Here is a 23,373-nt window from a genome sequence, read left to right as displayed (position 1 = left end):
GGCGGCTCGCGCCTGGCCCGACAGTCCCCGCCAGCCCTTCGACGAACACAGGGGAACAACCATGCACCTCACGATGCCCCGAGCACCGCAACCGACGCGAGGGCTTCACCAGACGCCCGCTCGCAGGGCAATCGACCACGCCGCCGAACGGCAGACGCTCGGCGACCTCACGGACGCCTACCAATGGGCCGTCTACGCCTGGACACTCGCCCACCACGGCGCGTCCGCAGCGGAGCAACTCGACGCCGCGGTGCTGCTGGCACCCCTGGCCGTGCTGACCGGACACGCCGACCAGGCCGTCACCGCCTACCGCGACTTGGTCGACCTCGCCACCGCCGAAATCGGCCTCAGCCACGAGCGGACCCTGTACGCCCGCGCCGGCATGGCCGAGGCACACCACCGCGTCGGCCGCTGTGAGAAGGCAATTCGAGACCTTGCAGACGTCTACACAACTGCCGCACGCCGGCACGGACCCGAAGCGCCAGTCAGCTTGAAAGCGCTCACACAACTCGCGTGCCTCTACCGCGACTGCGGATGGCGCGACCTCGCCCATCGCTGCCTCACCGTCGCCACGACCACCGCCGCACGCTACCTGCCCAGAGGCGATCCACATCGCACCCGCATCGCGGACATCGATGCCACGCCCGCCAGTGAAAACCACCGCGCCGTCTGCACCCAGGCAAGACCCTCATGGCCAGCACTGTCTGGCGTGTCAACCGCGAGATCCACCTGATCAGGAGAGGAATACGCCATGCCGTCGCGGAGCACGCAGGCTAGCCCATGGACGCCTGCGTTCGTTGCTGACGCGGTCGCCGCGACGCTCAGGCGTGCCGTCGAGCACGACCTACACCAAGCGATCAGCGAGGTGGCCCGCGAGCGCGGCCTATCATCCGCCACGATCGACGAGTGGGTGGCGCGAGCCCGCTCGGTGCCAGCCGCCCCCGTCCCGCCGGGACTGGTGACCTGCCATTACTGCGATCACCCGATGATTCTGGTGCAGCTGCCCGGGTGCCCGCCGGTCTACGTGTGCATGCCCGCCTGCGGGCGCGCACCCGTGCCAGCGCAGGCGCTGCGCGATGCGGTCGCCCAAGCAGTGCTGCACAGCGCCCCTCACCTCGTACCTCCCGGCAAGATTCATTGCGCTGCCGCATACGCACCCGGTGGCATCCACCGCGTCGCGGTCGGCGCCGGGCCCACCGACCTGCACGTCACGTGGCGATCCGAGCCCCGGCAGCTCGTCGGACCCCGAATGTCCATGGCACAACGCCTCACCTACGCCCGGACCCGCGTCGAACACGGCGACCATGCGCGCGCGATCGAAGCGCTGCAGACCGGCCTGCTGCATACCGATCCCACCGACGACCTGCCCGCCCTGGACGTCGCCACCGCAAACGCCGCCGCCCTGCTCGCGGAACTCACCCTCACCAACGACGACCCCAGCGCCGCGCTGCCCTGGGCCCGGTGGGCTTGCCGTTCCTTGCGACGCCTGCGCGGCGGCACATCACCGGAGGCACGTGCCGCCCTCAAGGTCCTGGCCACCGTGTACCGCCGCACCGGCAAACTCCCCGAAGCGGCCGACTGCTACCGCGATCTCATCCGCCACCACACCCTCGCTGACGGTCCCCGGGCATTGCCCACCCTCGCTGCCCAAGCGATCCTCGCCCTCGTCCTCTATCAAGACGGGCGCTGCGTCCAAGCGCGCCAACTCCTCGCCCGGGCCACCGCCGAGCACCGCGCCGCGTACCCGGGTCACCGCGATGGCCCGCGCCTGCGCCAAGAACTAACCCGCATGCGTGCCACCTGCGTCGACCAACGCCACGGCCACCCGGACGGAGTCGACGACCCGCCACACCTCGCGGCGGCATTCACCGATGGGAGCGCAAACCATGATTCCTAGCACCAGCCGCGCTGATCAGAACAACGGCACCGACACGCCGACCGGCGGACAGCAGTGGCGCACAGCGGCGCAGACAACACTCACGCGATTACTGACCGACCAACTCGAGCGGGTCAACGTCAGCACCGGGCACCGAGTCCTGGACCTCACGGGCGCCGCCGACATCGCGCACGTGTCCCGTCTGGTCGGCGCGAGCGGACAAGTCACCGCCGTCGACGCTTCAACCGGAACGGATTCACCTGCTGATCCACGCGGCTACGACATCGTGCTCGCCCACCGTCAGCCAGACCACCTCGACGCGCTCGCACCGGTGATCGCGCTGCTCCGCTCCGGGGGCTGGCTCATCCTCGCCGGCGCCATCGTCGCCCCGCCGGTCGTCTACACCGCTGTCCCGGGTGGCACCACAATCATCGACAAGGTTATCCGGGCGATCAACGCCCTTACCGGTTCGCCGGCAGCCTGTCCATCGACCGACGCCACCATCCGGCTGCTCGTCGCCCTGGGCATGGACCAGGTGTGCGCCACCAAGCATACCGAGACCAGCCGCGGCGGCGGACCCGTATGTGTCTTGTACCGCCACGCCGCCCGGCACCTGCGGGATCAGCTCACCGGCACCGTCGGGTTCACCAACGCCGAACTCGACCAGTTCGACCTACTCATGCAGGACCCGGGAGTCCTGCTACGCGTCGGCAGCAACGTCACCCTTCACGCCCGCATGGCCACCTGATGCTGACTGCCCCGCAGCCGGCAACCACGCGCGCCTATCGGCCTAACGCAGGGTCGCGACCACCATCGGTTCGCCCGCCAATGTCTCCGACCAGCCGATCCAAGAGACGCCCGTCGCGACCGACCCGTCGCTTAGTGACCGCAGCCCTCGTTCTGTGCGGCAGGCCAATCTGACCAGGCAGTGAGGAATTGCGCTCGGACCATGGGTCGATGGCGGGCAAGCGGCGTCGCATCTACACGACGCTGCTCGCGGATCCCACGCGGACATGGACAGTGCGTGAGCTCGCCGCCACGGTGGATACCCCTTCTGAGGGCACCATTCGCCCTTCAGAGAGCACCGTCCGCGACACCTTCAACGTGCTGCTCGCCGACGGACACCTGCGGCAGGTGCCACACCGGCGATCCCTGACGGCCATGCTCACCGACCGCGGCCGACAGGCACTGACCAACCTGCTCAGCAGTGCCACCTAGCGCCTACAAGCCGACCAAACAGACCGAGCGACGTCCATGCGCATACGTCCTGCCAACCGACCACACCGACGCCGGGTCGCCTCACCGCCGAAGCGTGCCGGCGCCAGCCCTCTGACCACTTACCTATCCAGCGAGGAATCATCGCCGCGATGCCCATGTCCCGAACAACTACTCTCGCCCACCTGGTGATTGCGAGCGCTCTCGGAGTCCTGCTCACTGCCTGCCAATCAAGCACCCCCACCGGCGAAACCGGCTCGCACCCTGCGTCCGCATCACCACAGCAGCAGAGCACCACGATGCCTGCAACGGCCGCCACCGGTCCCGGCCTCACCCCGCACCAACGCCTGATGACACTGGCCTCGAGCGTCGCCAGCACCCCCGCCGATGCCTCCACCGGCCTGCCGTACACCTATCTGCACACTCAGTCGTGGACCCGCGCTACCAACGTGATTACACGCTCTGATGTGTGTCGCTGGCGCCGCGACTCCGACAGCTCCGGCCGCGAGTTGACACGCCGCCTGCGCGATGTGCCTGGCCTCACCCACCGCCCGACACCGGCTGAGCGGAGTAGTTTCCCGGCAGCACCAAAGAAGACCACGCGATACCTGGCGGGCGAACTGCAGCCGTATCTGGCGGAACCGCTGCCCGTCGATGCCACCACGCTCGCCGGCTCCCTAGCACCACGCGAGCTGGCCAACGAGCCTGCCTACCCTCGCATGCTCGTCCACGGCGTCATCGGCCTCGCCACTAGCCAATATCTCAGCCAGGAGCAGCGCGCGGAGACTCTGCGCGTCCTGGCCGGCGTGCCGAACATATCCTTCGAAGGCGAGCAGACAGACCTGGCCGGACGGGCCGGCCTTGGCTTCAGCGTGACTGCCGACGGCTCCACAACGCAGCTCATCCTCAACCCTGGCACCGGTGAAGTCCTCTCTGCCCATGAACAGGTGACCGGCGCTAGGGCGGGCCTCTTCTCCCTCGTGCTGATCCTCGAACGCGGCCGCGCCGCCACCGACACCAGCACACCTTCCTCACGACCCTGACCTAACCGGCTCGTCGGGTGGGGGAGGCATGAATTGAGCGCGCAAGATCGGCGGGGACACGGATGTGCCACCTGCGGCGTGGATTTCGCGTCCATCCCCTTAGTCACTTCTCCGTTGCATGGAGTGACCAAGCTGCGAGCGTCAAGGGCGATGGCGTACCTCATGTGGCGGCGTGGTCACACTAGGCCACCAACTCTCGCGCCGAGTCCGCAGGCGATTGCCTTTCGTTACGTCGGTGAGTCCCAGTGCGCGGTAAGTGACGAAAACGACTCTTTGCAGTTGATAATGGTCTACACGCGGTCATATGTTCCAACCATGAGAGAGACGGGAGAGGGGGTTCAGTGATGCGCAAGGGCGTTGAGTGGGACTAAGGTTGGCTTCACCTGTTAATGTGGACGATCTGCTGCAGAGAGGGCTCGGGTTGATGAATACGGGGGAATGATTGATGTCATCCCGACGACGCGGGCATGCGCTGGTACTGCTGACGATCACAGTCTTTGCGGTGGCGCTCTCAAGCGTTCTGTGGGCGACGATGAACCTAAGTCAACCGACACCGTATTATTTGGTGTACCCAATCATGGGCACGGCCGTGATGGCGGTCGGTGCCGTCTTTTCGGCGCCTGTGCCGCCCCGTATACCTTTTCGGATCACGCTGACGCCGACCGCGACGCTGTTGTGCGCATCAGTCTTGCCTGTGCCGTGGGTAGTTATCTGCGCAGCTGTCGGCGTCAGCGTGGCCCGAATTCTCACACGATACCCACGTTCCGCTGGTGTGCATAAGGCTATCCACAACGTCAGCATGGATGTCGTAGCCGCCGCGCTGGCCGCCGTAACTATGCACGCTTTCGGTATACGCCCGAGATTTGAGGAATCGGGGCTGGCAACTTCCCGGTGGCAACTCTATGTACTCGGATTCCTTGTCGCAGGGATCGCGGTGCTAGCTCTACAGGAAATAGTCACGACGGCCGCAGCGACGCTGGCTACTGGACGTCCCGTCCTGACGGTTCTGCGCTACATGTGGCGTACACGACTGATCGTGGGGTTAGCCGAAGTCGGCACGGCAGGCTTGGTTTCGGTTCTCACCAGCCTTGATATGCGGGCTTTGATAGCTTTGCCTGCCGCGATGTTAGTCCTGCACCTGGTGCTGACACATCGCCTTCGGATCCGTGAGGAACGGCGCGCTTGGGAGCACCTCGCTGTGCTGAGCGATGCCTTGGCCAGCCGGGACATCGATGTCGTGATCCGGACCGCGGCTGCCGGCGCGGTGAAGCTCTTCGGTGCTCAGGCTGCGGACATCGAGATTGCCGGCGGCGGCCGGTTGGTACGTGCCGATCGCGACGGAGCGGTGGTGTTCGACGGTCCGGCGGCAGAGGTCCCTGTGTACGCCGCTGGCGCTCCGCTGCCGATCGCGCACGAGATTGGTGCCAAGACGATTGGACTGCAAGGCACGTTGAGGCTGTACCTTCGGGGTCCTCGCGACAGGTTGTCCGCTCGCGAGCGTTCGACCCTGCGGGCGTTTTCGGCGACGCTGTCGACGAGCCTGGACATCGCGCATGCCTACGCCTTGGTGAGGCACGAGGCGCATCATGACCGCGACACCGGCATGCCGAACCGTGCGACGCTGCTTGCCCGGGTTGCTGAGAAGGCTGCGAAGACCTGTCACGTGGTGGCAATCCGGCTAGAGAACTACGAGTTCCTGGCTGACGCGGTTGGTCGCGATAAAGCTCTCGTCCTGCTGAACGAGCTGGCGGCACGGCTCAATCGCACATCGAGAGACGCGGCGGAGGTCGCCCGGGTTGGCGACGCGGAGTTCGCACTCGTGATGTGGGCGACGACAGAGATGAGCGCTTACCAGCGGGCGTGCTACGCCGTGGCGACCCTGCGCCGACCCATTCACATCGGAGGCTCGCTGCTAGCGGTCCGGGTGAGCGCAGGAATGACTTCGGGCGTCCCCGACGAAGCCGCCGCTCTACTCGACGCGGCGGAGCGGGTGATGTGGTGGGCCATCCGGCAAGGCCAAGACCGTTTGGTCACGTATCAGGCTGGCCCGATTCGGAGCGTTCCGCTTGCACGAGAGCTCGAAGACGCACGCATGTCGATCTCCTTCGAACCTATCGTTGATCTCGCCGGCGGCAGCATCACGATGGTTCAGTCCGTGCCCCGTTGGCTGTACTCGCGCTATGACGTGCTCGCCGCCGACGGGTACGCGTACCAACTCCTTGACGACCAAGACGCGTTGGAGGGTCTCGCGAGAACAGTGTTGACCCGATCGATAGCCGCCGCCGCGACGTGGCGGAACGCGCTCCCACGCGCTGCACTGGTCGTGCCGGTCCCCGCCCGCGCCGTGACACCCCGGTTTGCCGATGGGTTGCGAGAGGCGCTGCAAGGCAGCCTGGCAGGCTCCTCGCTCGTGCTCGCAATAGGTCAGCCAGCGGATCTACCTCCCGGCGATGCCTCGGAGCAACTCCGTCATTTGGGTGTCCGGCTGCTGCTAGAGGACTACGGCAGTAGTACACGGAGTATTGAGTCGCTGAATGCGGCACCGTGGCATTTCCTGCGAGTGCACCCGGCCTACGCGCTGGACGCGGGTTGGCGCCCCGCGCGGTCGGTAATACGCGCGGCCGTTGACCTAGCGGTGGATCTCAACCTAGCAGTCATCGCCCCGGGCATCGCCAGCGACGACGAGCGACGCGAACTAGCTGCTCTCGGTTGCGCCCTCGGAAGCGGCCCGCACTTCGGCGGCGAGATGTTCCCGTCCCAGATCAGGGATCACGCGACACTTTGGCAGCCGTCAGCTTTGGACGCCGCTGCAGCGCAGGTCCTGCCGCTCCGTCTACGCCGCGCCGGCCCAGCCGTTTCGAGTCACAGCCCTGTTCAGCGGGGTGATCGGGAAACTATCGAAGCCCGTGGACCCAGGTTCCTCGGGCCGCGAGCCGTAGGCCACCGGGCTCCAGCGAGCGAGTTCCGCAGCGACGAGGGGGGAGTCATGTAGCGCAAGACCGACCAGCGCCAGGCGGCGGGCCTCCGCGCGAACGTCATATGTGGCAAGCCGTCGCTGAGGTAACGGTGGAACGTCATCCGAGGGGGACTCCGTTTGATGGCGCCGTAGGGCCACCGCCACCTGAGCCGCCTCGACCACCGCAGCCGTACTGGTGGCATCTAATTGATAGCGCTGGGCACGCTGGGTCGCGCTGTTGTGTACCCGCCGCGAGTACCACGGACGCAGCAACCGCAATGCCTCGTGCACCTCGACGGCCCGCCGGTATCGCTGGCGGCTGCCGCCAATTTCTACCGGGACCCTTTCAGTAGTAGTGGTGGTGATGATTGCGGCCTCTGGCATGCCCGCTCGCAGGGTCATCCACAGCTGATTGACCTGCCAGTCCGTTCGGCGGTCGGTCCACCAACTCGTTGGCCACCACAGCCGCTGGCTGCGGATCGAGTTGGCGGTGCCGGAGGTCATTGCCCGGCTCGCGACCGTCGCAGCGTTGGCCAGCCGCTGGAAGAGCAGGTCCGCTGCCAGCTCCGCTTCAGCCTCAATGGCTGCGTCGACCTCGGCATGCAGGGCGTCGCCACTGTGGTTGAGGACAAGGTGAGCCAGCTCGTGCAGGATGCCTTGCGTTCGAGGCAGCATCGGTAGGGCCGAGTCAACAATGATGACGTCTGCGTGCTCGAGCTTGATGAGAAACGCAGAGGGGAGGTCCATACCGAGGTGTTCGCCGCGAAGGTGGATCGGGCGGCCTCGGCCGTGGGCGATAGCCTCGCACCAGGCATCGACGGTGTATGGAGCGGGCGGAGGCGGCAGCCCGGCATCCCGCAGGCGACGTGCGATACGGCCGCGTGCCCAAATCATGTGGGCCTCCTGGCATTACAGTCGGTCGGTGACCAGAGCCCCAGCGACGGTCGTCGCCGATGTGAAGACGGCCGTCCAATGCTCAGGTGAAGCCGCTGAGCGCGACGGTCTGCGGGGACAACGTACTGGGAAGGAGCGCGGCTCCCCCTGTGCCACGTGTGGTGCTGTTGCAGGTCGCTGGCAGGAGTGTCGGCCAGGATCGGCAGTGGCCCCGAAGTCTGCTGCTCCGAGGCCACTGACGCCAGCTCGCTTCGACGCAGGGGTGCCGCGTGACGGCAACCGCGGCAGCATGTGCCCCGCGGATATCTGCCTGGCGCAGGCTCTCCGGCGCGCATCGCGCATCCCCCCGATCCCGCTTCTAGATGCGCTGCCCGTCTCCGATCCGGCATCGCCGGTTCCGCCAGGTGTCGAAACAACGGACACCTGTTGCAACACTATGGTTGTCCGATACCGTGTCACTGCCACAGCAGTGGCCGTGCCCGAGCAAGCTTCGCACCGGGCGGCACGGCTCCGCAACTGTTGTGGTCGAAAATTCACTTTGCCCACGATAGTGGCGCGTCGAGGAGCTGGGGAGTGACCATGACGGACTCTGGGGGTGGACCAGGGTCGCAACCTTCGGCTGGGCCAGGGGCTGGAGGCTCCACGTTCGCGGGTCGACTCCAAGCCCTGTTCGACGAACGCCTGAAGAAGGACACGGAGAAGAAGTTCACGCCCGAGGAGGTCTCAGCCGCCACAGGCCTGTCGGTGTCCTATCTGAACTATCTCTTGAGCGGCGAGCGGGACAACCCCACCATGAAGAACATCCAGCGTCTGGCTGACTTCTGGGGTGTTAGTCCGAGTTACTTCTTCGACTCGGCCGAGCCTGCCGACCATGCTTCGGCTCCCGAGGCGGACCCTGACCTCGCTCAGATCACAGTCCTGGCGCGAAACCTACCTCCCGGCATGCCAAGGGCTACCTTGCGGGCGATTGTTGAGCAGGTTGCCGCTTTGGAGGCGCGGCGGAACCCCCCGCCGCGTCGCGGCGGTCGACCCGGTTCCACCTGACACGCCTGAACTAAACGGCAACGCTCCTGGTGGGCGTGGACACGCCGTCGGTCAAGCCAGCACAAGGAATATCGGCATCGAGATGACCAGGCCCGCGCCGGTACCAGCCACCACCTGAGCAGGCGTATGGTCGCGCAGCCGGATGCGGGACCAGCCGATAAGGGCAACAACCGGAACAGCGAGAAGCAGCAGCGGTGGACCAAACACGCTCACCAGCACGGCGGCCGAACCAGCCGCGACTGCTGCGTGCACGCTGATCTTCCAGACGAGGTTGACCGCGGTCAAGATCAGTCCAATGGCGAACGTCGCGACGACCAACGCCGTCAACGAACGGGGCGCGCCGAAGCCAACCAATATCGCAAGTCCGCCCATGACCGACAACAAACCCCACACCATTGGTGCTCGGCGCTGCTCTCTAAGCCCGACGTGCCGGTCGGTGAGCTGACCCCGGCGGACACCGAGCCAAACGACGCTCCTCGGGAAAACCGAGCAGAACAGCGCAGCCGTCAGGCCCCAGGCGAGTCCGATGCGGGCAGTGGCTGCACTTTGGATCCCGATGACGATCGGCATAGCACCCGTGAGATGGGTCGGAGCGAAGACCTCTGTCGCTACGCGCGCCACTCTGCCGGCGAGGCTGGCGCGCTGGGGCAGGTCGATAGTTACGTTCAAGGGGTAGGGCCTCTCCGTGGACGCGCCATCACCTCACTGGGCACGTGCGAAGTGCGATTCGCCCCGTTTGGCGATGCTTCAGGACACTCGTTTGTGGAAGTTCCATGGCTGCAAGCGGTAGAGGGGGTGCCTCCGGAGCGTGTTGGTGGCTATGCTGCCCCCTTAGCGTCTCACCACTATTGTGGTCGGCTCTTGAGCGTAGTCACTGATCGGCCACTTGGTGGGGCCGGGGCGCTGCTCGGCGCACGGTGTGCCTCGGCGCGCCCGCCTCAGGAGGTGAAGGTATGTGGCGGCGGCAAGAGCGCCGGGCTGAGTGGCTGCTCCGTCGGGTGGCGGTTGAGCTACCCGTGCCGTTGACGGTCCAGTCCTTGATCGCGGCACTGGAGACTGCACGAGACCGGCCGATTCAACTGGTAGCGATGACATCTCAGACCTCGACCCTGCCGTGCGGCCTCTGGGTGGCGACGCCCGAAACGGACTACGTCCTCTACAGCAGGGCGACGTCGATGGTCTTGGAGGTGCAGACCCTCCTGCACGAGCTCATGCACATGGCACTGGATCACATAGGCAGTCCTGTAATAGACGGGGCCGGCGAGGTCATGGCTGAAGTGTTCAGCCACGAGGGTGTCGACTCTGTGATGGCCCGATCGCCAAGGACTTATGACCAGCAGCAGGAGCGAGACGCTGAGGTGGTCGCGACATACCTCGGGGCGCGGTTGGATGGCCTAGGAGATGTCGTCAACGTCGCTGGCCTTCACGACGACGCCGCCGCAGTGGTGTACCGCATTGCTGCAGCATTGACGGACTAGACGGGGCCAACATGCTGGTGGCGATCGGCCATATAGTCACTGCGGTGCTCGCTATGGCGGCGTTTCTGATCAAGCTCGGAGCGCTGAGGCGAGACCCTGAGGATCCCAAAATTCAGGCGAGCGTCGCAATCTGCCTTGGCTGCGGAGTGGCCGTCATCGTGGGCTGGGCGCCGGTGTATACCGCGGTCGATCAGGCCACCGGTATACCGAACGTCACGAAGATCCTGGAGAACGGCTCCGTTCTGGTAGTGGCTGCTGCGGTGCAGATATTGTTTCTATATCTCGGTGACCCGGAGAAGGCTCCGCGCCGGCTCCGGGTCCGGTTGGTGCTGCTTACCGCCGTACTTTGTCTGATGGTAGCCATGTTCGTGGCGGCCGACGTCGCCGTATCCGAGCCTCTGCACTTCGCGGAGAAGTATGCGGAATTGCCGGAAATCGGCGTTTATATGCTGGGCTATTTGATCTGCCTGGCGGTAGCAATTGGCGACATTCTGCGAATGTCGATCCGCTATGCGAAGTTCGCCGAGCGACGGCTGCGTGCCAGTATGAGGCTGCTCGCGATTGGCGCGACTTTCGGTGCCGGATACGTAGTACACAAAGGTCTCTTCATTGCCTTGAAGCTGCGAGGCATCGATCCCCCGTGGTCTGAACCGATCGTGTCGCAGGCGCTAATCACGTTGGCGCTGCCGTTAGTGTGTACCAGTCTCGTATTTTCGTCGGCATGGAGATTCGCTGATGCGGTGCGAGCGCTGCCGCGTCGACGTCGCCTTTATCGGCGACTACATCCACTGTGGTACGTCCTCTTCCAGGCGACGCCTACTATCGCGCTTGACCCTCCTCGTAAACCTGAGCGGGCCAGAGGTGTACTGCTGAGCGCTGGACAGCACTTGTATCGACGATGCGTAGAGATCGCTGACGGCCTACAAGCGCTCGGCCCGCTGGACGCAGGAGTCATTGCTGAGGCGAAGCGAAGCGCGGCAGGCGCCGGTTACAGCTTCGACCGGGCTGCCGCGGCTGGCGAGGCAGCGGCAATTCTAGCCGCCATGCGGAGGCTCAATTCGCCGGCAAAGGCCGGGCCGGAACTGCAGGAGGAGCCTGGTCTGGAGCCGCAGGAATCGCGTGTTTTACATCCGGATGTCGAGGCGGATGCGCAGCGGTTGGCCCTGGTATCGGACGCGCTCGTCGAGCTGCTGGCAAGGGATTCCAATAGCGCGGCAGTAGTGCCCGCGCATCGAAAGTAGGAGAAATCTTGGCTGACCAGGGGACTGCTGCCGGCGGCGTGGACTTCGGTCGCGCCACGGTCGCCCGTATCTACGACTACCTTCTCGGTGGTGAGAGGAACTTTCCCGCTGATCGGGTGGCGGCGCATCAGCTCCTGCAGGCTGTCCCGGAGGCTCGGGATATCGCCTGGTCGAATCGCCTGTTCCTGCGTAGAGCCGTACATGTGCTGGCCGAGGCCGGCATCCGGCAATTCCTGGACTTAGGCTCGGGCATTCCTACCCAAGGTAACGTTCACGAGGTCGCGCAAGCAATCGCTCCAGACAGTCGGGTGCTCTATGTCGACATCGACCCCGTCGCGGTTGTCGCATCCAACGAAATCCTGATGGGCGGCCCGCACCGTGCGCTGGAAGGCGACTTCACCCAGCCTGAGCTTCTACTGGACATCCTCAGCGACAGTGACCTTGCGACGGTGATTGACCTGAACAGGCCAGTCGCTGTGCTGTACTGTGCGGTGCTCCAGCAAGTGCCCGATAATCGGATAGATGCCGTTATCGCACCCATTCGAGACCAGCTTGTTCCCGGAAGCGCAATGGTCATTTCGCACCTGAGCGCCGCAGACGTGACCGACGCCTATGACGAGACAGCCGTCTCCACGGCAAAGAGTGTGTTCAGAGCTCAAGCGGCCACCGAAATTACACTCCGAACGGACGCGCAGCTCGGCGCTCTGTTTGGTGACTTCACCATTATGGCACCCGGACTAGTGCCACTCAGCGATTGGCGTCCAGAGTTGAGTGGGCCCGACCCCTACTCCGCTGCACCGACTCGTTCGCCGATGCACGGAGCCGTCGCTACCCGCTGACGCCTGATCGCCGGAGCTGACTAGCTACCGGTACTGGTCGAGGTACCTCCGTGGGGCCAAAGCTGTCCGGTCGATGACGTAGTGAAGAGCGAGCCGCGACCAGCGGGGATTTGAGGCCGGGCGCCCTCCCATCCCTCATCGATCCAATGAGCCAGGCCAGATGTCGGTGGCTTCGGCCATAATCGCCCTTCGTGAGTCTTGGTTCGGGATGCCCCAACTGCGTGTAGCTCAACAGCCGGCGACCGTTACCTGCTATCTACGCGGCGGGGATACGAGTGGCACGGACGCGCACCACGGATGGTGGCCGTACCTGTGGACGGCTGCTCGCCGATCGCTACGATGGGCACGCTGGGACGGTCTAGCACCGGTCATCGCATTGTCGGTGCAGGCGTTCATACTCGTGACATGTCATCTCTTGCCGCTAGCCTGTGTTGTGGCGCCACCGGCGGTCGACGCCATTTGGCTTCGGTCTACGCCGCAGGGATCAGGACGACTCACACCAGCACCACCATGTTGGCACCGCGAGTTCTGGTGGTTCGGGGTCGCAGCGTAACGAGGTCGACGACGGGGCTGGCGCATCTCCTGCGGCCGCCGATCCAGCCGCAGTCACCTCGCCGGCCGATGGTGGTGGCTTGGATCTGCTGCGGGTTGCTGTGTCTGCTCGCGTATGGCGTTGTCGCGGCACCGGCAGCTGACCGTGCGGCATGCGCCCTGATGATGGGCCTCGTCGGTTTGGTGGGTGCCCCTGCGGCGGCTCTCGCACTGGCTCGGTCGAGTAGCCGTCGCCACGGCACGCTGGCTGGCCGCGCATGGCAGGTCTGGCAGGCGGGATCATGGTGTGGGCAGTGCGGGCAGGCGACACTTCCCGTGCCGTGGGCGGGCCGCGAGGTCGTCGTACCGGCGGCAGATGTGCATCACGCCGTCGAGGAGATCGCCGCCGGGCGGCTGCCAGCACTGGCCGGCTACCGCTGAACGGGCGTCGTGACGGCCTGCGCCCACAGGTCGCGTAGTGGCAACCACGAGGATGCCAGCTCAGCCCAATAGCAGGTGAAGACTCCTGCGATGGGCCTCGTGGGGTCGCTCCACCAGATAGCGACCACGACCTGTCCCGCCCGGTCACCGTTCGGGATTCGGTAGGCGTACTCGATGTACTGCACGGTGCGACCGGCCACGGTGCTCTGCTGCGTCGGAGCCGCCGCACCCGACGCCAGGGCGGCCGCATTGGCCGCCTGACTGCGGTATCGGGCCTCTGCGGCCTCCCGGTCGGCGAGGTTGCGGTACGTGATCCAGTAACTGGTGACGATGCCTGCCGTACAGCGGGTTCGAGTCGTCTCACCGTTGCCGCGCTGCGCTTCGCTGATGGCATCGACGGAACACCCTCCGACCCTGCCGAGCCAAGGACCAGCGAAATCCGCGATGTCGGGCGTCGGCAGACTGGCCCGGTTGACCGCTGCCTGGCGCTGCGCGAACGCTGCGCCAGCCGATGCGGTGGGCGCCGTAGCCGTCGGTGTGTGACGAGGCGGTGGCACGACCGTGTAGCGCAGGCCGAATCCGATGGACGCACCCGTGAGCAGGGCCGCCAGAGCGAGCGCCGCAGGTCCGCGCGCCCATCGCCTCCGTCGGACGCTTCTGCCACCGGACGCCATGGACCGTGTCGGGTCGGAGCCAGCGGGATGCGTGCCGGTGCGGATGCCGCTCTCAGGTGGGGTAGCGGTGCGGCGAACGGGTTCGACCGCAGGCGCCCGGCCGGGCGCGGTGGTGGGGACGTCCTCGATCGAGGATGGCCAGACCGCCCGGTCCGGGTGCTGCGTCGTCACTGGCTGCTCCTTCCGCCTGCGTCAGCTGGGCCAGCTTGTGCTCATCGTGGCTTGCGTCGGCCGGCCAGCAGCAGCGCGACGCCGGCGATGAGGGCCGCGCCCCCAGCGGCAGCGATAGGAGCGATACTCCCGCCGGTCACCGGGAGCGACGGCGCCGATGATTCTGCGGTACCGCTGTCGTTGCTCGGCCGGTCGCCACGGTCCGTGGCACCCCCGCCTGGCTGCTGCGGAGTCCGCCCCCCGCCTGGCGCATTGCTCGACGGCCGAGGACTTGCCCGGGTTGGTTCCGGCGAGGGCGGGGAGTCGGGCGGGGGAGTACTCGGATCGGGCTCCGGCGGCGCGGTGGTGGGATCGGGCGGGGGAGTGGTGGGGTCGGGCTCCGGCGGAGGATCGGTCGGGTCGGGAGCACTGGTGGCGGTCGGCTTCGACGCCGAGGGCTCCGTCTCGACAGTGGACCGTTGTGGCTTCGGCTTGTCAGGGCTGGCTGTAGCGGTCGCCGAACTCGAAGGGCTCACCTCAGCCCTCGCCGGTGAGGCGGAGAACGCGCCGATCATCGCAAGGGCGAACGCCGAAGCCGCCAATGCCGCTAGGCGTTGCCGCACCTGCGATTCAGGTTGATTCACGATCTATTACCTCCCCGTGTTGCATGTTCCTGGCCGGCGGTGGTGCATCCTGCCGCCGCATCCAATGGCGGATTGGACGCTAGCGTTTCCGCCACCAGGGCACCAGCTTTACCATCTCCGCGATCTACCTTTATTGCCACTGTCTGTGCAGCTCAGCATGGTTGCGGCTGGCCGATGTGGTTGTTTGGTATCCGGCTAGGTGTAGTCGCATTGGTAGACACACACAAAGGTGCTGTGGTGGATTCGATGCCGAACAACCCAGTCCTCGACAACGGGGGAGGGACATGGGTTCGGGCTCGCCGCCGTATTGCGGTGGGCTGATGCGTTGTGCCCCCAGTTAGGTGCTGCCGAATGAACGGTCGAGCAAATCAATCCATCTCTGGCATGAGGGGCAGCCGAGAACGGCAGGGAGCTCTCGCGCTGATGCCCTCTGCCCATGGCGCAGCGCACCGCGTGAGCCTGCCTGCTCGCCGAGCTGCTACGGCTCTTGTCATGCTCCTTGGTCTCTCGGCGTCGGCACTGACCGGCTGCTCGGAGGCCGACGACACGTCCGTGACCGCGCCGATGGCGTCGTCCAGCACCGCCGGGTTCGGCACTGCTGGGACATCCACGGGCCCGCCAGCGACCTACCGAAGCGTTGACGCGCTGTGTCCGGCGCTGGATTTCCGGCCGCTGAGCGAACTGTTCGGCCCGGTGGGACAGCAACAGCACCAGAGCCGTCCGATCGGTGCCACCACCAACCTGACGTGCACGGCGACGCTCGGTCAACTGCCCCGAGGCGTCGTCGTGACCGTGGCGGCCACCATCGGGGCGCCGGAGGCCGGGCGGGTCATGTACGAGGGACTGCGCCGCGTTCATGACGAGACCGAATCCGTTCGGGACATCTCTTCCCTGGGCGCTGGCGCCTACACGTACACCGACGCGGCCGGAAGCCACATCGTCACCTACGACGCCAACCTCTACCTCACGCTGACGGCCGCTCCGCTGCGCCTCAACGCAACCCCGGACCCCGCCCTGGTAGAGCCGACGTCCCGCGTGGCCGCGTCCGCGCTGTCCGCGCTGCGCGCCTGACCCCTACCTCACGCCGAACCCATACAGCATCCCCGCCGGGCCGCGGCGTAACCGATCCGATCCATGCGGAGGACCACCCTTGTCCACGACACCCCTGCCCGCAGTGCTGCCCGGCACCGCAGCGACCGACTACGCCCGCTACATGCGCACCGACGTACTGCTCTCCCTGCAACGCAGCACCACCGAGGGGGCGCACCCCGACGAGCTGCTGTTCCAGGTCGTCCACCAGTCCTCGGAACTGTGGTTCAAGCTGATCTACGACGAGTTGGCGCGCGCGCTCGACCACATCGCCGACGACCACCCCGGCGCGGCCGAGATGCTCGTCCAGCGGGCGGCCCAGAGCCTGCGGCTGGTCACTCAGCAACTCGACATCCTGCGGCACCTGCACCCGATGCAGTTCGCGTCCTTCCGCGGCGAACTTGGCAACGGCTCGGGCTTCGAGTCGCCCGGCTGGAGACTAATGCGCCAGGCCACCACCGAGCTCGACATCGCGGTGAGCCGGCTACTGGCCTCACTCGACCTCACGCCGATCGACCTCTACCGAGGACAGCCATCCGACCCGCTGTACCGGCTCGCCGAAGCGCTCGTATCTCTCGACGAGCAGATCGCGCTGTGGCGTACCCAGCACTACACCATCGCCACCCGCATCATCGGCCACGGCGTGCTCGGCACCCGCAACACCCCAGTCGACAGCTTGAGCCGGCTCATTTCGCATCGCTGTTTCCCCACGCTCTGGGAGGCGCGGACCGAGCTGACTGATTCCAGCCCTCGCGGTCGCCAGAGCAGGCAGGCCCAGCAATGAGCGCCACAGCCGTCCCGATCCCGGCGGGCATCCGCCGTCGATTTCCGAGCCTGGAGCAGACGGTGCACCTGGCCGCCTGCAGCATCGGCCCGCGCAGCACCGCGATGGACCAGGCGCTGGCCGCGATGTTAGACGACCTGTCCCGCCCCGGCTTCTGGAGCGCCGCCGAGGAACAGGTGACCGACGCCCGGCGCCGATTCGCCCACCTCATCGGCGCCGAGGTCGACCAGGTCGCGATCCTGCCCAACGTCAGCGTCGCCGCCCACCAAGCCGTGTCCAGCCTGCGCTGGCGGCGCCGACGCGAACTGCTGAGCACCACAGCCGAATTCCCCGGCGTCGCGCACGTATGGCTGGCCCAAGAAAGCCGCGGCGCGCGAGTGCGCTGGTGCGGCCCCCGCGCCGGCCGGGTCAGCTCCACTGACTACCTGCGCGCCATCACCACCGACACCGCGCTGGTCTCCGTGCCCGCCGTCACTCACCAAGACGCGACCCGCCTGGACATCCGACGCGTCGCCGACGCCGCCCACGCCGCCGGCGCCGCCGTGATCGTCGACGCCTACCAGGCCGCCGGCGTCATGCCCTTGCACGTCGACGCACTGCGCTGCGACTACCTGATGGCCGGCACCGGAAAGTACCTGCTGGGCCTGCCCGGAATCGCGTTCCTCTACGCACGCCACCCCAACGGACCCGCCCCGGCCCTGACCGGCTGGCTCGGACGCATCGATCCGCACGCCTTCGACGCGACGCGACTCGACTTCCCGGCGCACGCCCGCCGCCTCGAGACCGGCACACCATCGGTACCGGCGGCGTACGCCGCCGTGGCCGGACTGTCGCTGATCGAAGACCTGGACCTGACCGCGGTCCGTGAACACACGCAACGGCTCCTGGCCTGCGCCGCCGACCGGCTCACACGGCAAGGCGAGATCGTGGACCTGGCGCGCAGCGTGGACGAGCGAGGCGCGCACCTCACGCTGAGGGAGCCACGCGCATGGGCGATGGCCGCCTGGCTTGAGGACCACGGTATCGCCGTCGCCCCCCGCCGCGGCGTCGTACGCCTCGCCGTTCACGCCTACACCAACGCCGGCGACATCGACGCGCTCTGCGACGCCATCGGCGAGTACCGAGTCAAATCCCGCAGCGGGACGCCGATCGGAGCATCACGGTGACCAGCGCGCAGCCCCTGCACCGGTGGTTGGCGCAGCGCCGCCCCTCGGCCGACCGTTTCCCTTTCGACGCGGTCGCAACGGCCTACCAGCACTACGGCAAGCACTTCATCCCCGACGAGTGGACACAAGCGCTGATCGCCGCACGGGACCGGCTCCCGCAGCTCAAAGGCACCAGCACCACCTACCTGTCCGCGTTCCTTTCCGGCGCGCTCGACAAGATCGACGGCACCTTCGACTACCGGTCATACCTAGGGTTGGCTCTCCTGCCGATACCGGACGCGAGCCAGGGTTCGGGCGCGGCAGCGCAACAGCTCGCCAACCGCGACCGCCTCCACGCGATCCTGCTGACAGACCTCATCGCCTTCGAGCTCCGAGCTGCCCACGACGACCAAGCGCCGCTTCCACAACTGCGCCCGTCACCGCCTGTCGCAGCAAAAAGACTGCGACACGCGCTCCGCGCGGTGATGCCAGCACTGCGGCGCCTCAGCTTCGTCGAGGACACGACGGGCCCCTCAGAGATCGCTCAGCTGCGACGCGTGACCGCCGCCGTCGACGTGGATCTCACCGCCGAGGACCGACGCGCCCTGCAGGTCAGCATGCTGCCGGTACATACGGTTCACGACGAGTGGATGTTCATTCGCGTCTTGCAGGCTTTCGAGACGACCTTCGCGTTGCTGGCGACGGACCTCACCGAGATCATCAACGCCGTACAGGCCAGCCGGATGCCCCTCGCCGCGACCAGGCTGTCCGCAGCGGCGTCACTGCTGCGCGAGAGCGCTTCGCTCTGGCCGCTACTGGCCACGATCCAGCCCGAAGCGTTCCACGCGTTTCGCCCGTATACCGACGGCGCGAGCGCCATCCAGTCCCGCCACTACAAAATGTTCGAATCGCTGTGCCGCACACCAGACGGCAAGCGGCTGAACTCTCCCGCGTACCTGTCAGTTCCCGAGGTCCGCACGGCGATCATGCAAGGCCAGGTCAGTCTCGATGACGCCCTGGCGGCGGCCCAGCAGTCGGCCTCCACCGACACATTCCTCACCGCCGCGATGCGCGAGTTCACCGCAGCGATCACCCAGTGGCGACAGACCCACTACCGCCTCGCCGTGCGCGTCCTCGGACCCGAGCGCAGCGGCACCGGCTACACCCAAGGAACCCCCTACTTGCACGACGCCCGCAGCGAGCCGGTGTTTCGCCACCGCCCACCCGCCGACCCGGACGCCGGAGTCGACGGATGAACACTGCAGACGTCGCCAACCCGTCTACGTCGACGACGCAGAACTCTGTCCTCGACGAAGCGCATGCCTTCCTCCGTTTGCTGCACCATGAGACCGGCCAAGCGGGGTTCACCCGGCGCTGGCGTGATGTCCGCGCGGAGATCACCACCACCGGCACATGGCGGCACACCACCCGGGAATTGACCTACGGCGCCCGGGTAGCGTGGCGCAATTCCGCCCGCTGTATTGGCCGGCTGCGCTGGCAGAGCCTGCAGGTACACGACCACCGCCACACCACCGACGTCACCGCCGTGCAGCGTGCACTCGTTAGCCACCTGCACCACGCAACCAACGCCGGCCGCATCCGGTCAACCATCACCATCTTCCCGCCCGTCCCGGCAGGCGGCTCCGCGCCCATACGCATCATCAACCCGCAGCTCGTCCGGTATGCCGCCTGGACCGATCGAGGACCCATCCTCGGCGATCCTGCCAATCTCACGCTCACGCGCCTGGCTACCACCCTCGGCTGGCCGGGCCCGCCAGATCGCGGGCCGTTCGACATCCTGCCGTGGATCGTCGCCACCGATGACGGCCACCTACACGCGCTACCCGCCGACCAGACCGACATCCTCGAAGTTCCGATCCAGCACCCGGAGCACCGCTGGATCGCCGACCTCGGCCTGCGGTGGCCGGCGGTGCCCGTCATCAGCAACATGCTGCTCTCAATCGGCGGCGTGCAGTACCCCGCCCCGTTCAACGGCTTCTTCATGGGCTCCGAGGTCGCTGCCCGCAACCTTGCCGACGCCGACCGATACCACCAGATACCCGCCGTCATCGACGGCCTCAAGCTCGACGAGAACGACCGTCTGCGACACGACAAAGCCTTGCTCGCGCTTCAGGAAGCAGTCCTGCACAGCTACGACCGCGCCGGCGTGACGATCACCGACCATCACCGCGAAAGCGAGCACTTCGCGCGGTTCGTCCGCCGCGAAGAGGCCGCCGGCCGCACCGTCGTCGGCGACTGGACCTGGTTGAACAGCTACCCCATGACCCCCCAGGACCCGTCCTGGAAGCGCTACTACAGCCCGGCCGCCCTTCGGCCGGCCCTCTGCCCCGATCCCGCTGCGGCCATCCCCGCCGCCGGGACCGGTCTGAAGGTCCCCCACGTGGGCTCGACGGCAACCGTCGCCGAGCCCAACCACGAGCGTGCCGCTCCCTCCACGGCCGCTGCCGTTTGTCCCGCAAGAACCTAGGAGGAGCAGTGTCAGCATCCATCCAGTCGCCGCCCGAGATTGACCAGCAGCCGGCAACCGGCAAAGTCCGGCGGACCCTGTCCGCCGTCGTCGGCCTGATGGTTATCGCTGCCGGACTCGCCGTGGCGGCGGCACCGGCACAGGCAGCGTCCGGCTGCCGCAGTGCGCCCTACAGCGCCAGTTTCGGCCTGGCCGACAACTTCATGGTCTTCGACGGCGTCGAGGTCGCATCGGCACCGCGCACGGGTACCTACCGCACCACGAGCCAGTGCCGCGACATCCAGGTCAAGAACACCGGAGACGGCGGCAGCTGGGGTGCACCCTTTCATGCGTGCGTCGTCTACTCAGGCCGGGCGACGTGCGCCAACGGCTGGACCTACGTACCGCCGCGGCAGTGGCGGAACTTGGCCACCAACGTCAAGGACGGCACCCGTTTCAGTATCTGGATCAGCGTCAATCTCGGCACCTACGATGGTGCCTACGCGGTCGGTGACTGGTGAACCAGCCGCTGACTATGCCGACCGATCAACTTCGGCCGGGCGGCGAACGGGAGGCAGCGTCGGGACTTCGGTCCCGCGCTGCCCTCCGGGCAGCCAACGACACCCGACCGGCGCCAATCGACGCGCGTGGGAAAATCGCCGTGATCACCGGCGCCAACGCCGGCATCGGCTACCAAGCCGCCCGCCAACTCGCCGCAGCAGGCGCAACCATCGTCCTGGCCTGCCGGCACCCCGGGCGGATGGCAGAGGCGGCCCGAGCCATCCGCAAGGAGAGCCCCAACGCCGTCATTGATGAAGTCAGTATCGACCTGGGAAGTTTTCGTTCCATCAGAGCCGCAGCCAGCGCGATCATCGAGGGCCACCCACAGGTCGACATCCTGATCAACAACGCGGGGGTGATCGGCGAGCCCGGATGGCGAACCCTCGACGGCTTCGAAACCTGCTTCGGTATCAACCACCTGGGCCACTTCGCGTTGACCGGACTCCTGCTGGACAAGCTAATCGCCGCGGCCGACGCGCGGATCGTCACCGTCAGCAGCACCGCCCACCGCGCCGCCCGTCTGAACCCGCAAGAATGGCCCAATCCACAGAACCCCAACATCTACCACGCCTACGCCGCGAGCAAACTGGCGAACCTCCTGTTCGCCTACCACCTCCACAGCCTGATTGCCGCAACCGGAGCCCCAATGCGCAGCATCGCCTGCCACCCGGGCTGGGCAGCAACACGGCTGCTGTCGCCCCGGCCGCGAAGCGCGAAACACCGAGCAAGCGTGGCTGCCCTACAGGCAATCGGCGCCATCATTGCGCAGCCGGCAGAAGACGGCGCGCAGCCCCTACTGCGCGCTGCCACTGCCGACGTTCCATCCGGCGTATACCTCGGACCAAGCCGTTGGTGGCGAACGCGAGGCCCCGCCACAATCGAGAAATCAAGCGCCAACTCCCAGGACGCGCAGGCCGGCCGCCTGCTTTGGGACCTGTCGGCTGAACTGTGCGGTGTGGACTACGCAAGTCTCGCGGGGTCGGCGGCAGCCGGCCTCACTCCCGATCTGCCCGGAGATCACGGCACCTCCGAACAACGGAAGGCGCCTAAGCAGCCGGACGTGAGACCAGAACCACTTGTCCTCCCGGATGGTGAGGTCCTCACGGTACGGCCCTCCACTGCAGCAGACGTTGGGGCAGTGGAGCAGCTGCACCGAAACTGCTCAAACCGAAGCCGCCACCAGCGCTACATGGGCGGCTCATCGCCTACACCGGAGAAACTGCGCCGCCTGCTCGATCCACCACAGGGCCTCACCCTCCTAGTGACTGAGGACCGGTCAGAGCACGGCAAGCCGATCATCGCTGTGGCAAACCTGATCGCTCAAGGTGCTGATGCGGAGATTAGTCTCCTTGTGCGAGATGACTGGCAGCAGCGCGGCATCGGGACGGGCCTGCTGCGGCACCTGCTGGACTACGCAGAGAAGTCCGGCAAAAGGGCCGCTGTGATGCATATCCAATCACAGAACACGCCGATGTTACGAACCGTGGCGCGGCTCGGCCGTCGATCTGAAGTCAAACGAGAAGGTCCAGTTGCTTCTCTAAGGATCCCCTTGACTGCGGCCTCTAACTCCCGCGAAGGCGCCAAGGCGGAAAGAAGAGCAGCATCGAAGTAGCGAGCGATCCTGTCGTTTGGCAGCTGGCCGGGCCCGGCGTTCGTCGAGGCCGGCCCAGCCAGCGGAAGGAGAGAGAGCAAACCAGCAGACAATTACCACTGTCCTAGGACGATCTAGTGTGTGTTCGGCAGTTCACGATCATGAGAGGGTGCTTTTCCAAGTCTGGTTCTCGAAGCGAGCCTAGCCAGAGCCGACGAGCGGCCTGGCGGGACAGCGTGGCACTTCTCTGCGGGAGAGGCCCATACGGCGCCGGGGGTCGGTGGAGTACGAAGGGAGGCGACGGAGGTGGGAGGAGTGCTTCCGTCAAGCGAGGATTGGCACAATTGGGAGGATGGCGAATTTGGCGATCAACGCGGCTCGGATGACGCTGAGGCCTCCATTCGAGCACGCCACCGAGGCTTTCCCCTCGCCGAACTGATCGAAGAAATGGAGGAATCTCCATTCTACTATTGCGTCACCCCTATCAACGATCGGGGCCGTTTGGCCGACCGATCGGCGCTCCGCCTTATGCATTGGAGCGCCCTTCAACCAATCGAATACGAGGTGGAACCCGGATCCCTCCTCGTAACAAGGTCAGGTTCAGGAATGTGGACAGTCACCCGGCAAGGCCACCTGTACATTCCGTCAAGCGTCCGACTCGCCGTCGGAATCAGGCCGATAGATCGCCTCCTGGTGGTAGCGGACTTGCG

21 protein-coding genes and 1 pseudogene are annotated in these 23,373 nt (G+C 66.3%); 18 read left to right on the top strand and 4 right to left on the bottom strand.

Annotated features, from left to right (window positions below; all coding sequences use genetic code 11):
• Positions 1 to 61 precede the first annotated feature (61 nt).
• The 6 genes and pseudogenes from AB0O48_RS30290 to AB0O48_RS30265 all read left to right on the top strand — a co-directional run.
• On the top strand, positions 62 to 733 hold the full coding sequence (locus tag AB0O48_RS30290; RefSeq protein ID WP_365069367.1) for a hypothetical protein: 672 nt from the start codon (positions 62 to 64) through the stop codon (positions 731 to 733).
• A 252-nt stretch (positions 734 to 985) separates the two neighbouring features.
• Positions 986 to 1,897: a tetratricopeptide repeat protein gene (locus AB0O48_RS30285; protein ID WP_365069366.1), complete on the top strand. Its 912-nt coding sequence runs from the start codon at positions 986 to 988 to the stop codon at positions 1,895 to 1,897.
• The gene (locus AB0O48_RS30280; RefSeq protein ID WP_365069365.1) at positions 1,887 to 2,624 is read left to right on the top strand and encodes a hypothetical protein; all 738 of its coding nucleotides are present in this window, start codon (positions 1,887 to 1,889) and stop codon (positions 2,622 to 2,624) included. The genes AB0O48_RS30285 and AB0O48_RS30280 overlap by 11 nt, the downstream gene beginning before the upstream one ends.
• A 209-nt stretch (positions 2,625 to 2,833) precedes the next feature.
• A complete protein-coding gene (locus tag AB0O48_RS30275) occupies positions 2,834 to 3,094 on the top strand; it encodes a hypothetical protein (RefSeq protein ID WP_365069364.1) in 261 nt (86 codons plus the stop codon).
• A 347-nt stretch (positions 3,095 to 3,441) separates the two neighbouring features.
• Positions 3,442 to 4,134: a hypothetical protein gene (locus AB0O48_RS30270; protein ID WP_365069363.1), complete on the top strand. Its 693-nt coding sequence runs from the start codon at positions 3,442 to 3,444 to the stop codon at positions 4,132 to 4,134.
• 445 nt (positions 4,135 to 4,579) lie between these two features.
• A pseudogene (locus AB0O48_RS30265) lies at positions 4,580 to 6,862 on the top strand (EAL domain-containing protein); the annotation flags it as partial.
• Between the two features lie 105 nt (positions 6,863 to 6,967).
• Here the strand turns inward: AB0O48_RS30265 and AB0O48_RS30260 are convergent.
• Positions 6,968 to 7,984, bottom strand: a complete 1,017-nt coding sequence (locus AB0O48_RS30260) for a DUF6545 domain-containing protein (protein WP_365069362.1) — start codon at positions 7,982 to 7,984, stop codon at positions 6,968 to 6,970.
• 579 nt (positions 7,985 to 8,563) lie between these two features.
• Here AB0O48_RS30260 and AB0O48_RS30255 point away from each other — a divergent pair.
• On the top strand, positions 8,564 to 9,028 hold the full coding sequence (locus tag AB0O48_RS30255; protein ID WP_365069462.1) for a helix-turn-helix transcriptional regulator: 465 nt from the start codon (positions 8,564 to 8,566) through the stop codon (positions 9,026 to 9,028).
• Between the two features lie 51 nt (positions 9,029 to 9,079).
• On the opposite strand, the gene AB0O48_RS30250 is transcribed toward AB0O48_RS30255, so the two are convergent.
• Positions 9,080 to 9,598 carry a phosphoesterase PA-phosphatase gene (locus AB0O48_RS30250; RefSeq protein WP_365069361.1) on the bottom strand — a complete coding sequence of 173 codons (519 nt, stop codon included), beginning with the start codon at positions 9,596 to 9,598 and terminating at the stop codon, positions 9,080 to 9,082.
• Between the two features lie 467 nt (positions 9,599 to 10,065).
• On the opposite strand from AB0O48_RS30250, the gene AB0O48_RS30245 reads away from it, so the two are divergent.
• From AB0O48_RS30245 to AB0O48_RS30235, 3 genes are read left to right on the top strand one after another with little or no spacing between them, the layout of a single operon-like run.
• On the top strand, positions 10,066 to 10,506 hold the full coding sequence (locus AB0O48_RS30245; protein WP_365069360.1) for a hypothetical protein: 441 nt from the start codon (positions 10,066 to 10,068) through the stop codon (positions 10,504 to 10,506).
• A gap of 11 nt (positions 10,507 to 10,517) precedes the next feature.
• Entirely contained in the window at positions 10,518 to 11,747 is a 1,230-nt protein-coding gene (locus tag AB0O48_RS30240; protein ID WP_365069359.1) for an MAB_1171c family putative transporter, read from the top strand.
• Between the two features lie 8 nt (positions 11,748 to 11,755).
• Complete coding sequence (locus AB0O48_RS30235) at positions 11,756 to 12,586, top strand: SAM-dependent methyltransferase (RefSeq protein ID WP_365069358.1); 831 nt, start codon at positions 11,756 to 11,758, stop codon at positions 12,584 to 12,586.
• A gap of 962 nt (positions 12,587 to 13,548) precedes the next feature.
• On the opposite strand, the gene AB0O48_RS30230 is transcribed toward AB0O48_RS30235, so the two are convergent.
• Together AB0O48_RS30230 and AB0O48_RS30225 are read right to left on the bottom strand one after the other, a co-directional pair.
• Positions 13,549 to 14,403, bottom strand: a complete 855-nt coding sequence (locus tag AB0O48_RS30230; RefSeq protein WP_365069357.1) for a hypothetical protein — start codon at positions 14,401 to 14,403, stop codon at positions 13,549 to 13,551.
• A gap of 41 nt (positions 14,404 to 14,444) precedes the next feature.
• Positions 14,445 to 14,543, bottom strand: coding sequence for an LPXTG cell wall anchor domain-containing protein (locus AB0O48_RS30225; protein WP_357567816.1), 99 nt, complete (start codon positions 14,541 to 14,543; stop codon positions 14,445 to 14,447).
• 271 nt (positions 14,544 to 14,814) lie between these two features.
• Between AB0O48_RS30225 and AB0O48_RS30220 the strand changes: the two genes are divergently transcribed.
• From AB0O48_RS30220 to AB0O48_RS30185, 8 genes are all read left to right on the top strand, one after another.
• On the top strand, positions 14,815 to 15,021 hold the full coding sequence (locus tag AB0O48_RS30220) for a hypothetical protein (RefSeq protein ID WP_365069356.1): 207 nt from the start codon (positions 14,815 to 14,817) through the stop codon (positions 15,019 to 15,021).
• Between the two features lie 497 nt (positions 15,022 to 15,518).
• Positions 15,519 to 16,097 carry a hypothetical protein gene (locus tag AB0O48_RS30215; protein WP_365069355.1) on the top strand — a complete coding sequence of 193 codons (579 nt, stop codon included), beginning with the start codon at positions 15,519 to 15,521 and terminating at the stop codon, positions 16,095 to 16,097.
• Positions 16,098 to 16,176: 79 nt separating this feature from the next.
• Entirely contained in the window at positions 16,177 to 16,899 is a 723-nt protein-coding gene (locus tag AB0O48_RS30210) for a tryptophan 2,3-dioxygenase family protein (protein WP_365069354.1), read from the top strand.
• A 125-nt stretch (positions 16,900 to 17,024) separates the two neighbouring features.
• A complete protein-coding gene (locus AB0O48_RS30205; protein WP_365069461.1) occupies positions 17,025 to 18,065 on the top strand; it encodes an aminotransferase class V-fold PLP-dependent enzyme in 1,041 nt (346 codons plus the stop codon).
• Positions 18,062 to 19,300 carry a tryptophan 2,3-dioxygenase family protein gene (locus AB0O48_RS30200; RefSeq protein WP_365069353.1) on the top strand — a complete coding sequence of 413 codons (1,239 nt, stop codon included), beginning with the start codon at positions 18,062 to 18,064 and terminating at the stop codon, positions 19,298 to 19,300. The genes AB0O48_RS30205 and AB0O48_RS30200 overlap by 4 nt, the downstream gene beginning before the upstream one ends.
• Positions 19,297 to 20,532, top strand: a complete 1,236-nt coding sequence (locus AB0O48_RS30195) for a nitric oxide synthase oxygenase (protein WP_365069352.1) — start codon at positions 19,297 to 19,299, stop codon at positions 20,530 to 20,532. The genes AB0O48_RS30200 and AB0O48_RS30195 overlap by 4 nt, the downstream gene beginning before the upstream one ends.
• A gap of 8 nt (positions 20,533 to 20,540) precedes the next feature.
• The gene (locus AB0O48_RS30190; RefSeq protein ID WP_365069351.1) at positions 20,541 to 21,032 is read left to right on the top strand and encodes a hypothetical protein; all 492 of its coding nucleotides are present in this window, start codon (positions 20,541 to 20,543) and stop codon (positions 21,030 to 21,032) included.
• The gene (locus tag AB0O48_RS30185) at positions 21,029 to 22,684 is read left to right on the top strand and encodes an oxidoreductase (protein WP_365069350.1); all 1,656 of its coding nucleotides are present in this window, start codon (positions 21,029 to 21,031) and stop codon (positions 22,682 to 22,684) included. The genes AB0O48_RS30190 and AB0O48_RS30185 overlap by 4 nt, the downstream gene beginning before the upstream one ends.
• Positions 22,685 to 23,373 lie beyond the last annotated feature (689 nt).

Source organism: Micromonospora sp. NPDC085948 (assembly GCF_040686315.1).
GTDB lineage: Bacteria > Actinomycetota > Actinomycetes > Mycobacteriales > Micromonosporaceae > Micromonospora.
This window is presented reverse-complemented; position numbering and strand designations above follow the sequence as displayed.